The following is a 12,458-nucleotide window of genomic DNA, read 5'->3' as shown; positions in this document are numbered from 1 at the left end:
CCGTCCCCCTCGCGGCTGCTACGGCTGGAGCAGCTCCACCTTCACGTTCTCGGGGAACCCGGTCGTCGGCCCGACGCGCCGCGCGAACTCGGCGACGGCCCGCAACTGCGGGCCGCCGAACCGGAAGTCGAGCGTGGTGAAGTACTTCTCCAGCACCTGCTGGTCGAAGGCCTCCCAGCGGGCGGCCTGCTCGGCGACCTTGGCGACCTCTTCCAGGGACAGGTTGCGGGAGGAGAGGAAGGCCTCGTGCACCTGCCGGGTGATGGACGGCTCCCGCTCCAGGTAGTCCCGGCGCGCCGCCCAGACCGCGAACACGAAGGGCAGCCCGGTCCATTCCTTCCACAGGGCGCCCAGGTCGTGCACCTGCAGGCCGTAACGCGGGCCGTCCAGCAGGTTGGCGCGCAGGGCCGCGTCCCCGATGAGCACCGCGGCCTCCGCCTCCCGCATCATCAGGCCGAGGTCGGGCGGGCAGGTGTAGTAGTCCGGCCGTACGCCGTAGCGCTCGGCGAGCAGCAGCTGGGCGAGGCGTACCGAGGTGCGGGAGGTCGAGCCGAGGGCCACGCGGGCGCCGTCCAGCCGGTCCAGCGGGACCTGCGAGACGATCACGCAGGACATCACCGGGCCGTCGCAGCCCACGGCGATGTCGGGGAAGGCGACCAGGTCGTCCGCGTGCCTGAGGAACTCGACGAGGGTGATCGGCCCGATGTCCAGGTCTCCCTGCACCAGCTGCTCGCTGAGCTTCTCGGGGGTGTCCTTGGTGAGCTCGAAGTCGAGGAGCGTGCCCGTTCTCGCGAGCCCCCAGTACAGGGGCAGGCAGTTGAGGAACTGGATGTGGCCGACGCGCGGCCGGGTGCGAGAATTGTCCACGTCCGGAGGCTAGACCCTGCCCGGAGCGGTCCGGGCTCCACCCCCTCGGCTCCTCTATGTCAAGCTCTCCCCAGAGGCTTCAAACATTCGGGTGACGTGATCTTGACCTCTGTTGCTTTCCGCTGCCCACATGCTAGGCTCACCAGCAAGTTGCAGTTTGGTTTCCCTTGCAGTACAGAGCCTGCGGAGCATGTAACCGCGGGCTCTGGTCGTTTTCAGACGCATGCAGTTGTGCGGCCCCGCCGTTATCACTTGCAGGTTCTGGAGCAGGGCGACCCTTTGAGCCCAAGGAGGGCTTATGGCTACCGGAACCGTGAAGTGGTTCAACGCCGAAAAGGGCTTTGGCTTCATTGCCCAGGAAGGCGGCGGCCCCGACGTCTTCGTCCACTACTCCGCGATCAACGCGAGCGGTTTCCGCTCCCTCGAAGAGAACCAGCAGGTGAGCTTCGACGTGACGCAGGGTCCGAAGGGCCCGCAGGCGGAGAACGTCACCCCGGTCTGAGCGTTCCGCGCGCAGTAATACAGATCTGATTGCAGTACCCAAGGAGCCCCGCGCCATTCGGCGACGGGGCTCCTGCCTTGTTGGGCGCGTGGTGAATTCTCCGCGAACTTTTTCCCTCGCGGTCCTTAGGCGTGTTGCATGATCGGCACGAACTTGGTCCCGGGCGTCGGCGGCTCGTACGCGTGCGGCAGATCGCCGCGATACGACATGTGGTCTCCGGCCTCCGGCTCCGCGCTCTCTCCGCGCGGTCCCGCCTTCACCTTGCCGGCACTCATCACGATGTGCTCCACCGTCCCCGGGATGTGCGGTTCCGAATCGCGTGCGGTGTCGGGTTCCAGCCACACGCAATAAATGTCGCGCCGCGCCCGCGGCGGACTCGCCGAAAGCAGGGTGGCGACGCAGCCGGACTGCTCGGAATGGACCGTGGGCCCCTGCCCCGCGCGGATCACCTGCACGGCCGGCACCGGCGGCTCCACCAGCGCGCGGAACGGCACGCACGTTCGGCCGGCTCGGACAGCGACAGCCCCGCCCGCGTGCGCTCGCGGCGCGGCCGGTTGTCACCGGTTTTCGTCGCCTTCCAGGTCGGCGACGAGCCTCGCCGCCTCGAGCGTCCCTTCGGCCACCCGGTCTCCCTGGACTTCCAGCGGCGGCAGCCCGAGGAGATCGCCGGACTGCTGGCGGCGGCCGGGTTCGCACCGCACTCACGGACGGTACGGGAGCCGGACGAGACGCTCGGAGAACTGGTCCCGCAGGCGTTCCTGATCGCCCGCAAGCGCCCCTGACCGCCGCTGCCCGCTCAGGCCGGGGTCTGTCGCCTCCTCAAGGCGCCCCGGCCAGGTCGAGCGCCGCGATGTACCCGAACGTCATCGCCGGTCCGATCGTCGAGCCCGCCCCCGCGTAACTGCGCCCCATGACGGCGGCGCTGGCGTTCCCCGCGGCGTACAGCCCGGGGATCGCCGAGCCGTCGGCGCGCAGCACGCGCGCCCGCGGGTCCGTGCGCAGGCCGCCCTTGGTGCCGAGGTCGCCGGGGACGATCCGGAAGGCATGGAAGGGCGGCAGCCACAGCGGTGCGAGGCAGGAGTTCGGCAGCACGGACGGGTCGGTGTAGTAGTGGTCGTACGCGCTGTCGCCGCGGTGGAAGTCGGGGTCCGCGCCACCGCGGGCGAGGGAGTTGAAGCGGTCGACGGTGGCCCGCAGGGCGGCACCCGGCACCCCGGTGGCCGTGGCGAGCGCGTCCAGCGTCCAGGCCTTGTACGCGGCGCCCGAGCCGTACCAGGCGTCGGGGAGCGGCAGGGTCGGCGCGACGTCCTTGAAGAGGTAGCGGTTGCGGTAGTTCTGGTCGACGATCAGCCAGGCCGGGATGTCGGGATCGCCGGTGTTGCGGTCGTACATCGTGTGGACGACGTCGCTGTAGGGGGCGGCCTCGTCCACGAAGCGCCGGCCGGCGGCGTTGACGAGGAGACCGCCGGGGAGGGTGCGTTCGGCGAGGCAGAAGTACGGCTGGTCGGGCAGCGGAATGGCCGGTCCCCACCAGGCGTCGTCCATCAGGTCGAGCGCCGCCCCGGCCCGCTCGCCCGCGCGGATGCCGTCCCCGGTGTTCTCCTTGGCTCCGACGGTCCAGTCGGTGCCGACGGGCTGCCGCTGGTACCGCGCGCGCATGGCCGCGTTGTGCTCGAAGCCGCCGGAGCCGACCACGACACCGCGCCGGGCCCGTACGAGCCCCGGTGATCCCTCACGAGTGACCACCGCCCCGGTGACGGTGCCGCCCTCGACATACAGATCGGTGAGCGGGGTGTCGAGCCACACCGGCACTCCGGCCGCCAGCAGCCCGGCCCGCAGGCCGGCGGCCAGCGCCTGCCCCATGGTCAGCGGCTTCTGCCCCAGCAGGGCCGCCTTGGTCCCGCGGGCCAGGCACTCGGCGGCGACCGCCGCCCCCCTGACGGTCACCGCGGCCAGGGCGAGCCACTTGTAGTCCGCGCTGAAGACGACCAGGCCGGCCGGGACCGGCATGTAAGGCGGGTTGAGACGGGCGAGTTCGGCGCCCAGGACGTTGCCGTCGAGTTGGTCGGGCTCGATGGAGCGGCCGCCGGGCAGACCGCCGGGCAGCTTGGGGTAGTAGTCGCTGTAACCCTCCATCCAGCGGAAGCGCAGGGGGCTGTTCGCCATCACGAACGAGATCATCGCGGGCCCGTGCCCGAGGAAGGCCCGCTGCCGCTCGGCGGAGACGTCCGCGCCGACGACCGCGGCGAGATAGGCGGCGGCCTTCGCTGGGGTGTCGGGAACGCCCGCGGCGAGGAGCACGGGATTGTTGGGCACCCAGATCCCGGCGCCGGAACGGGCCGCCGACCCGCCGAAGGTCGGCGCCTTCTCCACGACCACACAGCTCAGCCCGTGCCGGGCGGCGGTGAGCGCGGCGGTCATACCGGCCGCGCCGGAGCCGATGACGACGACGTCGTACGTGCCGAGCAGGGGGAGGTCGGCGGCGCGGGCGGCCGTCGCCACTCCGGCCGCGACGGCCAGGCCGACCCCGCCGGCACCGGCCAGTACCCGTCGCCGGGACGGCAGGTCGGCCGCCTGGGTGGACGGTCTACGTCTTGCGAGTTCCGCGCTCGTGTCCATGGCAGGTCGCTCCAACCTGACGAGGAAAGGGAGGAGGTGCGGAGGTACGGAGGTACGGAGGTGCGGAGACGCGGGGTGGGAATGTGGCGCGGCGGTCCTGCGAAGTCAAGACACGTGCCGGCCGCCGCCGCCGCACCCGCACCCGCACCCGCACCCGGTTACCGCTCGTACAGTCCCTCCACCGCGCGCGCGAAGTCCCGCATGACGGCCTCGCGGCGCAGTTTCATGGACGGGGTCAGGTGGCCCGCCTCCTCCGTGAAGTCCACGGGGAGGACGGCGAAGCGGCGGATGGACTCCGGCCGGGAGACCAGTTTGTTGGCCTCGTCCACGGCCCGTTGCAGGACCGCCGTCAACTCCGGATCGCCGACCAGCAGTTCCGGCGGCACCGGGTGCTTGCCGTTCATCTGGCGCCAGTGGGTGATGCCGTCGGGGTCGAGGGTGATCAGGGCGGAGACGTAGGGGCGGCCGTCGCCGAGGACCATGCACTGGGAGATGAGGGGGTGGGAGCGGAGCCAGTTCTCCAGGGGGGCCGGGGCCACGTTCTTGCCTCCGGCCGTGATCAGGATCTCCTTCTTGCGGCCGGTGATGGTGAGGTAGCCCTCGTCGTCGAGGTGGCCGATGTCTCCCGTCGGGAACCAGCCGTCGTACGTCGCGGTGACCACCCCGCCGGCGTGCGGGTCCCAGTACCCCCGGAAGACCTGGCCCCCACTCAGCAGCACCTCGCCGTCCGCGGCGATCCTCACCCGGGTTCCGGGCAGCGGCCAACCCACCGTGCCCAGACGGGGTTTCTGCGGCGGCGTCACCGTCGCCGCGGCCGTCGTCTCGGTCAGACCGTAGCCCTCGTAGATCTCGACGCCCGCACCGGCGTAGAAGGCGGCCAGGCCCCGGCCGAGCGGGGAGCCACCGCAGATCACATGGCGGAGGCGGCCGCCGAGAGCACCCCGGATGCGCCGGTAGACCAGCGGGTCGTAGAAGGCGCGTGCCGTCCTCAGGGTGCGGGCCGGGCCGGGGCCCGTGCCGTGCCGGCGGGCCTCGACCGCCTCGCCGTAGCGGCGTGCCACGGCCGCCGCCCGGTCGAACGAGGAGACCCGGCCGCCGCGCTCGGCCACCGCCCGCGCATTGTTGTAGATCTTCTCCAGCATGTACGGGATGGCCGGCAGGAAGGTGGGCCGGAAGCTCGCCAGGTCGGCCAGCAGGTCCTCCGCCCTGAGGCTGGGCGCGTGGCCCAGCCGTACCCGGGCGCGGACGCAGGCGATCGCCACCATGCGGCCGAAGACGTGCGACAGCGGAAGGAAGAGCAGGGTCGAGGGCTCGTCCGCCGTCTTCGCCTTGAAGACGGGGTGCAGCAGCTCTACTGCGTTGTCGACCTCCGCCAGAAAGTTGCCGTGGGTCAGCGCGCAGCCCTTCGGGCGGCCCGTGGTACCCGAGGTGTAGATCAGGGTGGCCAGGGTGTCGGGGCCGAGGACTCCCCTGCGTACGGTGATCTCCTGGTCCGGGACCGTCGCCTCGCCGAGCTCCGCGAGACGCTCGATGTGACCTTTCTCGATCACCCACATGTGGCGCAGGCCCAACAGGCGCTCACGCTCGGTCGCGAGGGCCGCCGCCTGGCCCGCCGTCTCCGTCACCAGGGCGACCGCGCCTGAGTCCTGGAGGATCCATCGGGTCTGGAACAGGGAGGACGTGGGGTACACGGGGACGGTGACCAGGCCCGCGGCCCACGCTGCGAAGTCGAGGAGCGTCCACTCGTACGTCGTGCGGGCCATGACCGCGATCCGGTCGCCCGGCGTCAGCCCCTCCGCGATCAGCCCCTTGGCCAGGGCCTGCACCTGCGCCGCGAACTGCGCCGCGGTCACGTCCGTCCACCGGCCGTCCGCCGCCCGGCGGCTGAACACCCGGTGTGCGGGGTCCGCGCCCGCGTTCTCGAACGGCAGGTCGGCCAGCGAGCCGTGCCTCACCGCCGGTACCAGTGGCGGGACATACGCCTCCCGCACCTGCCCGTCCAGCCGCCGTGTCTCCGGTTCCACGAGCGCCGGTCCGCCGTCCGGGTCGTAGTCGAACTCCGCGGCGGGCGGCGGCACGGGCGACGACGAGGACGACGGGGACGACGGGGACGACGGGGACGACGACGAATACGAGATGGGCATGGCAGCTCCTGAGGCCTGCAGCTACGTACGGCACTGCTGCATGAGGTACGCGCTGCGCGCACCGAGTCGTTCACCAGCGGTGCACGGCTTGGGTGTTACCGCCGGTTGGACCGGGATCGTACGGCGCCCTCGTGGGGAGTTCGTGCGGGTTCAGGGAGGGTCCGGAGATGGTCCGGCGCCGGCGCTGTGCAATCTTCAAACTTCCGGCGCGGGGTGGGCGAGGAGGGACTCAAGGGGACTCATCTCCACCTTCTCCGTACCTCTGACATAGACTTACCGCCGGTAACATTACTTCCGAGTAAGCAATGGGGGAACCATGACGGTGTCGTCCGGCGCCGGTGACTTCACCTCGGTCGTCCTCACCCGCCCCCCGGCCCTGGCCCCGCTGCTGGCCCGCGGCGCCCTGCGTTCGCCCTTCAAGCGCTTCCGCCCGGACGCGGCCTTCCCCACCACCCGGCTCGTGCTGCCCGCCGTCCGCACCGACCTCGCACGGCTGGCCGCCTACGAGCGGGTGTGCGGCTTCGCCACCGGCGACGACGCCCTGCCCATCACGTATCCGCACGTGCTGGGCTTCCCGCTGGCCATGAGCCTGATGAGCGGCGGGGACTTTCCGCTGCCGCTGCTCGGCCTGGTCCACACCTCCATCCACATCACCCGGCACTCGGCCCCGGCCGCGACGGGCACCTACGAACTGGCCGTGCACGTCGCGGGGTTGGCTCCGCACCGGCGCGGCACGGAGGCCACCGTCGTCACCGGGTTGCGGTCCGGCGGGACCCTCGTATGGGAGTCGACGAGCACATACCTCGCCCGGCACCGCACCGGTGCCGGGGCCCGTCCCGGCGACCGCCCCTCCGGCCTTCCCGGTGAGCCGGGCGTGCCGCTGCCCGCCGTCGCCGAGTGGCGGCTCGGCGGTGACGTGGGGCGGCGCTACGGCGCCGCGTCCGGCGACCGCAACCCCATCCACCTCTCCCCGCTCACCGCCCGCCTGTTCGGCTTCCCGCGGGCGATCGCACACGGCATGTGGACCGCGGCCCGCTGCCTCGCCGCACACGGCGTGCCCGAAGCGGCGACGGTGCGGGTGGAGTTCCGGGCCCCGGTGCTGCTGCCGGGGACGGTGACGTACGCGTCGGACGGCGCCGGGCGCTTCGAGCTGCGCGGCGGCGACGGGAGGGGACGGGTGCACGTCGTGGGTGAGGTGCTCCCGCCGCTGATGTGAATGGTGGACTACCGGCGGATCGTTACGGCAAGATGCCTGATACTTCAGGTACTTGAAGGACTTGGGGTCATCGAGGCACTTGGGGTGCTTCAGGCGCTTTGGGTACTTCAGGTACCCAGGTACCAGGTACTCAGGTACTTCAGCCGAGTCGGTCGGTGGTCGGGTACGGCCGCCGTTCGGATCAACCCTGACGGTGAAGCAGACCGACCTGGCTCGGCCGCTTCGTATCGGCCACCGACGCCCCTGCCCAGCCCGGGCCGTCCGCCGTCTCGCGCACCGAGTTCGGCCAGGCCGTACGCGAAGCCCTGACGCACTGGCGCGACCCGGCCGCCTTCGCCGCCTGCGCCCTGATGCGCGCCCGCCTGGCGGCCGACCTCACCGACCCCGCCAAAGAACTGCGCGCCCTGCTGCGCCAAGCCGTCGACGACCTCGCCCGCGACCCACGCGGAGTACGCGCCCGCGAAGCCCTGACGGCGAGCTACTTCTCCGGTGCGCCCACCCAGGAGGCCGCCGCCCGCCGCCTCGGCCTTCCGTACGGCACCTACCGGCGCCACCAGCGCCAGGGCCTGGACCTGTTGTGCGAGGCGCTGTGGCAGCAGGAACTGCACGGCACCCGCTGAGCACCGACGTCCCGGCCGAAGGGCGGCGGGGCCCCCACCGTCGCACCGGGCCCTATGACGCCACCGGGCCCGCCCTTCGGGCGGACGACGGGGATTTGACGACAGGACCTAGTGCGGTTCGGAGCCGGAGCGGCGCGGAGGACTCCAGGGCCGGCTCTCCGTGAGGTTCCCCAGGCCCGCCCAGGCGAAGTTCATCAGGGTCGCCGCCGCCTGGCGGGCCGTGACGCCCGGCGTGGCGTTGGCCCAGGCGGCGAGGGACTCGGCCGCGCCGACCAGGGCCTCGGCGAGACCGGCGGCCTCGCACTCCGGCAGGCCGGGGTCGTGACCGGCGGCCTCGCACTCCGGCAGGCCGGGGTCGTGACCGGCGGCCTCGCACTCCGGCAGGCCGGGGTCATGGGGGTCGTCCCCTGCTCGAGCGCGGCCGAGGGCCTGGGGGCGGGCCTCCCGGGCGGCGACGGCGATCAGCTGGGTGACGAACGCGACGATCTCCGTGCGCATGGCGGCGATCTCGGCCGCGAAGGGCTCGCCGTGCGTGCGGGCCTGCAGGTGCAACACCGTCCAGCCGTCCGGGTGTTCGGCGGTGTGCGTGAAGAACGCGCGCAGCCCTTCCCACAGTTGGCGGTCGGCGGGCAGACCGGGGCGGACACCGGCGCGGACGGCCTCGGTCAGCGCGGTGGCCTCGCGGCGGATGCAGGCGGTGAAGAGGTCTTCCTTGGAGTTGAGGTACAGGTAGACCAACGGCTTGGAAACGCCTGCCAGTTCGGCTATCTCGTCCATCGACGCGGCCATGTATCCCCGCTGGCCGAAGATCTGTACGGCGGCGTCCAGCATCTGCTGTTCCCGGACCGCCCGCGGCATCCGCCTGGTCTTCACGGCACCCATGGGGGCAAGCCTACGGTCGCGGGCCGGGGGTTGCCCGGCCGATCGGTCCCGGGCGGTCAGGACGGCCGAATCAGGACGTCTGGCCCTGGGCCCGCGCCGTGTCGTCCGCCAGGTCCTCCTGCGCGCGGTTGGCGTCGATGTTCGCCTTCATCCGGTCGACCCGGGCGGCGACCTGCACGGACGCCCGGTCCCGCTCCTTGCGCAGTACGACGAAGCTGATCGGGGCCGAGATCACCAGGGAGAGCAGGACGATCCACAGGCCGTTGGAGTCGCCCAGTCCGCGCGGGACGATGCCGGAGTAGACGAGGCCCCAGACGACCACGAGGCAGCCCGCGAAGATCCCGAGGCGCATCAGCGTGTAGCGGAGCATCTCAATCCACTCTTTCGTTCGAACAATCCCAAAGGGGGCACCGTCCAGTGAAGCACGTCCGGGGCCCGATCTTGCAAGGGGGTGCCGAGGGGGCGAAAGCCCCGGGCCGGCGCTCAGGCCGGCAGGGCCGCTCAGGTCGGCGGGGCAGCGGGCCGGCGCTCAGGCCGGCGGAAAAGCGCTCAGGTCAGCGGCAGCAGCATGATCACGTCGTCGCGGTCGTCCTCCGGGGCGACACGGATCGCACCGGGCACCCGGCCGACCTCCTTGTAGCCGCAGGAGGCGTAGAACCGCTCCAGGCCCAGCCCACTGCGGCAGGTGAGCCGTATCGCCTCGATGCCGTCGAGGCCGCGCGCCGCGTCGGCCGCCGCGGCCAGCAGGTCCCGCCCGTAGCCCTTGCCCTGGTGACGCGGGTGCACCATCACCGTGTACAGCCACAGCCAGTGGGTCATCAGCCGGTGGGTGTTGAAGGTGAGGAAGGCCGCCGCGGCGACACGCCCGTCCTCGTCGTGGCCGACCATGAGCCGGGCGCGGCCCTCCGCCATCGCCACGAAGTGCTTCACCAGCTCCGGACGTATCGCCTCCCGTGAGGCGGGCGCCACGAAGCCGACCGCGCCGCCCGCGTCCGTCACGTCGGTCCACAGGTCGAGGATTCCGTCGCGCAGGGCCGGGTCGACGGAGGGATCCAGCGAAAAGGTAAGGGGCATGATGCGAGTGTATCTATTACACCCTGTCTCCCGACAACACCCTCGCCGCGATTTTGAGGTCCGATACCAGACCGCGGTACGCCCCTTCCCGGTCGTCCGCGCGCAGTACGGACGACGGGTGCACCGTCGCCACGAGCCGTTCCGGCCGCCCGTGGATCGTCTGCTCCAGCACCGTCCCGCGCACCTGGGTGACCCGGAACGACGAGCCGAGCAGCGCCTTGCCCGCCGTGGCGCCCAGGATCACGATCAGCCCGGGCTCGACGAGGGCCGGCTCGGCCGCCAGCCAGGGCCCGCACGCGGTCATCTCGCGCAGGCTCGGCGCCTTGTGGATCCGGCGCTTGCCGGGCTCGGACCGGGTGAACTTGAAGTGCTTGACCGCGTTGGTGACGTACGCCTCGCCGGGGTCGATGCCCGCCTCGGCCAGCGCCCGGTCCAGCAGCTTCCCGGCCGGCCCGACGAACGGCCTGCCCTGCCGGTCCTCCTGGTCACCGGGCTGCTCGCCGACGAGCATCACCCGCGCGTCGGGGTTCCCGGCGCCGAACACGGTCTGCGTGGCGTCCCGGTGCAGCGGGCACCCCCGGCAGCCGGCCGCGGCCTCGCGCAGCGCGGCCGGGTCGGCGCGCTCGGCGTGTTCGGGGACGAACGGCTCGGCGGTGTAGGCGTCCTCGGGGGCCTTGGCGGCCTTCGCCTTGGTGGTGGCCATGCCGGACGGGTACCCGCCCGGCCACCGGCGTCACGGCCGGCTTGCGGCCACCCCTCCCGAAGACCGTCGCCGAAGACCGTCGTCCCAGCCGTCGTCCCAGACCGTCGTCACACCCGCATCGGCTGCGGGGACTCCCGGCGCAGCGGGTCCGGGCCGTCGTACTCGCGGATGATCTCGTACCGCGTGTTGCGCTCCACCGGGCGGAAGCCCGCGTCCCGGATCAGCTCCAGCAGGTCCTCGCGGGTCAGCTTGTTCGGGGTGCCGAAGTTGTCCGCGTCGTGCGTGATCTTGTACTCGACCACCGAGCCGTCCATGTCGTCGGCGCCGTGCTGCAACGCGAGCTGCGCGGTCTGCACGCCGTGCATCACCCAGAAGACCTTGACGTGCTGGATGTTGTCGAAGAGCAGCCGCGAGACCGCGAAGGTCTTCAGCGCCTCGGCGCCGGTCGCCATCGTCGTGCGGGCCTGGAGCCGGTTGCGGACCTTGCCGTCCTTCACGTCGACGAAGTCGTGCTGGTAGCGCAGCGGAATGAAGACCTGGAAGCCGCCTGTCTCGTCCTGCAGTTCACGGAGCCTGAGCACGTGGTCCACGCGGTGGCGGGGTTCCTCGATGTGGCCGTACAGCATGGTGCACGGGGTCTTCAGACCCTTCTCGTGCGCCAGGCGGTGGATGCGCGACCAGTCCTCCCAGTGGGTCCGGTGGTCGACGATGTGCTGCCGGACCTCCCAGTCGAAGATCTCCGCGCCGCCGCCGGTCAGCGACTCCAGACCGGCGTCGATCAGCTCGTCGAGGATCTCGGAGGCGCTCAGCCCCGAGATGGTCTCGAAGTGGTGGATCTCCGTCGCCGTGAACGCCTTCAGCGAGACGTTCGGCAGGGCGGCCTTCAGCTCGCGCAGCGAACGCGGGTAGTAGCGCCACGGCAGGTTCGGGTGCAGGCCGTTGACGATGTGCAGCTCGGTGAGGTTCTCCGACTCCATCGACTTGGCGAGCTTGACCGCCTCCTCGATGCGCATCGTGTACGCGTCCTTCTCGCCCGGCTTGCGCTGGAAGGAGCAGTAGGCGCAGGACGCGGTGCACACGTTCGTCATGTTGAGGTGGCGGTTGACGTTGAAGTGGACCACGTCACCGTTCTTGCGGGTGCGCACCTCGTGTGCGAGGCCGCCGAGCCAGGCCAGGTCGTCCGACTCGTACAGCGCGATGCCGTCCTCGCGGGTCAGCCGCTCACCGGAGCGGACCTTCTCCTCCAGCTCGCGCTTGAGCCCGACGTCCATGCTCACACCTTTCTACGACAGCTCGGCCAACGTTACCCCCCGCCCCTCGGGCGGGCGGCGCCCCCGTACGGCGCTACGCGCCTACACCTCTTCCGGCAGCTCACCCACCCGGTTCTCCCACTTCGTGGACAGCACGATCGTGGTACGGGTGCGGGAGACGCCCTTGGTGCCGGACAGCCGCCGGATGATCTTCTCCAGGCCGTCGACGTCCGTGGCACGCACCTTGAGCATGAAGGAGTCGTCACCCGCGATGAACCAGCAGTCCTCGATCTCCGGCAGGTCCTTCAGCCGGCGCGCCACGTCCTCGTGGTCGGCGGCGTCGGACAGCGAGATGCCGATCAGGGCGATCACCCCGAGGCCGAGGGAGGCGGCGTTCACGGTGGCGCGGTAGCCGGTGATGACGCCGGCCGCCTCCAGCCGGTTGATGCGGTCGGTGACACTCGGTCCCGACAGGCCGACGAGGCGCCCCAGCTCCGCGTAGGAGGCCCGGCCGTTCTCCCTCAGGGCCTGGATGAGCTGCCTGTCCACCGCGTCCATGCGATCGAAGCCTTCCGCTGAAG

At 71.4% G+C, this 12,458-nt stretch carries 13 protein-coding genes and 1 pseudogene; 4 read left to right on the top strand and 10 right to left on the bottom strand.

From position 1 onward, the window contains the following. Positions 1-18: 18 nt before the first annotated feature. Entirely contained in the window at positions 19-867 is an 849-nt protein-coding gene (locus AB0A61_RS03135; protein WP_361285229.1) for a menaquinone biosynthesis protein, read from the bottom strand. A 298-nt stretch (positions 868-1,165) separates the two neighbouring features. Between AB0A61_RS03135 and AB0A61_RS03130 the strand changes: the two genes are divergently transcribed. Next, a complete protein-coding gene (locus AB0A61_RS03130; protein WP_003992177.1) occupies positions 1,166-1,369 on the top strand; it encodes a cold-shock protein in 204 nt (67 codons plus the stop codon). A gap of 125 nt (positions 1,370-1,494) precedes the next feature. On the opposite strand, the gene AB0A61_RS03125 is transcribed toward AB0A61_RS03130, so the two are convergent. Beyond that, entirely contained in the window at positions 1,495-1,833 is a 339-nt protein-coding gene (locus AB0A61_RS03125; protein WP_361285226.1) for a hypothetical protein, read from the bottom strand. A gap of 90 nt (positions 1,834-1,923) precedes the next feature. On the opposite strand from AB0A61_RS03125, the pseudogene AB0A61_RS03120 reads away from it, so the two are divergent. Then, positions 1,924-2,151, top strand: a pseudogene (locus tag AB0A61_RS03120) (SAM-dependent methyltransferase); the annotation flags it as partial. Between the two features lie 37 nt (positions 2,152-2,188). Here the strand turns inward: AB0A61_RS03120 and kstD are convergent. After that, complete coding sequence (gene kstD, locus AB0A61_RS03115; protein ID WP_361285223.1) at positions 2,189-3,988, bottom strand: 3-oxosteroid 1-dehydrogenase; 1,800 nt, start codon at positions 3,986-3,988, stop codon at positions 2,189-2,191. A 158-nt stretch (positions 3,989-4,146) separates the two neighbouring features. Further along, on the bottom strand, positions 4,147-6,132 hold the full coding sequence (locus AB0A61_RS03110; protein ID WP_361285220.1) for an AMP-binding protein: 1,986 nt from the start codon (positions 6,130-6,132) through the stop codon (positions 4,147-4,149). Positions 6,133-6,448: 316 nt separating this feature from the next. Here AB0A61_RS03110 and AB0A61_RS03105 point away from each other — a divergent pair, with 316 nt between their 5' ends. Together AB0A61_RS03105 and AB0A61_RS03100 are read left to right on the top strand one after the other, a co-directional pair. Next, on the top strand, positions 6,449-7,348 hold the full coding sequence (locus AB0A61_RS03105; protein WP_361285218.1) for a MaoC/PaaZ C-terminal domain-containing protein: 900 nt from the start codon (positions 6,449-6,451) through the stop codon (positions 7,346-7,348). A gap of 350 nt (positions 7,349-7,698) precedes the next feature. Then, positions 7,699-7,968 (top strand): hypothetical protein, encoded by a 270-nt coding sequence (locus AB0A61_RS03100; protein WP_361285215.1) that lies wholly within the window; start codon positions 7,699-7,701, stop codon positions 7,966-7,968. Between the two features lie 108 nt (positions 7,969-8,076). Here AB0A61_RS03100 and AB0A61_RS03095 read toward each other — a convergent pair whose 3' ends face one another. From AB0A61_RS03095 to AB0A61_RS03070, 6 genes are all read right to left on the bottom strand, one after another. Next, a complete protein-coding gene (locus tag AB0A61_RS03095) occupies positions 8,077-8,850 on the bottom strand; it encodes a TetR/AcrR family transcriptional regulator (RefSeq protein ID WP_361285212.1) in 774 nt (257 codons plus the stop codon). Between the two features lie 70 nt (positions 8,851-8,920). Then, positions 8,921-9,220, bottom strand: a complete 300-nt coding sequence (locus tag AB0A61_RS03090) for a DUF4229 domain-containing protein (RefSeq protein ID WP_361285209.1) — start codon at positions 9,218-9,220, stop codon at positions 8,921-8,923. Between the two features lie 179 nt (positions 9,221-9,399). After that, positions 9,400-9,924: a GNAT family N-acetyltransferase gene (locus tag AB0A61_RS03085; RefSeq protein WP_361285207.1), complete on the bottom strand. Its 525-nt coding sequence runs from the start codon at positions 9,922-9,924 to the stop codon at positions 9,400-9,402. Between the two features lie 16 nt (positions 9,925-9,940). Beyond that, the gene (locus tag AB0A61_RS03080; RefSeq protein ID WP_361285204.1) at positions 9,941-10,627 is read right to left on the bottom strand and encodes a UdgX family uracil-DNA binding protein; all 687 of its coding nucleotides are present in this window, start codon (positions 10,625-10,627) and stop codon (positions 9,941-9,943) included. 107 nt (positions 10,628-10,734) lie between these two features. Continuing rightward, the gene (gene mqnE, locus AB0A61_RS03075) at positions 10,735-11,898 is read right to left on the bottom strand and encodes an aminofutalosine synthase MqnE (protein WP_361285201.1); all 1,164 of its coding nucleotides are present in this window, start codon (positions 11,896-11,898) and stop codon (positions 10,735-10,737) included. An 81-nt stretch (positions 11,899-11,979) separates the two neighbouring features. Next, entirely contained in the window at positions 11,980-12,435 is a 456-nt protein-coding gene (locus AB0A61_RS03070) for an Lrp/AsnC family transcriptional regulator (protein WP_356632422.1), read from the bottom strand. Positions 12,436-12,458: the final 23 nt, after the last annotated feature.

Origin of the sequence: Streptomyces sp. NPDC046197 (assembly GCF_040646295.1) — a bacterium.
Classification (GTDB): Bacteria; Actinomycetota; Actinomycetes; order Streptomycetales; family Streptomycetaceae; genus Streptomyces.
This window is presented reverse-complemented; position numbering and strand designations above follow the sequence as displayed.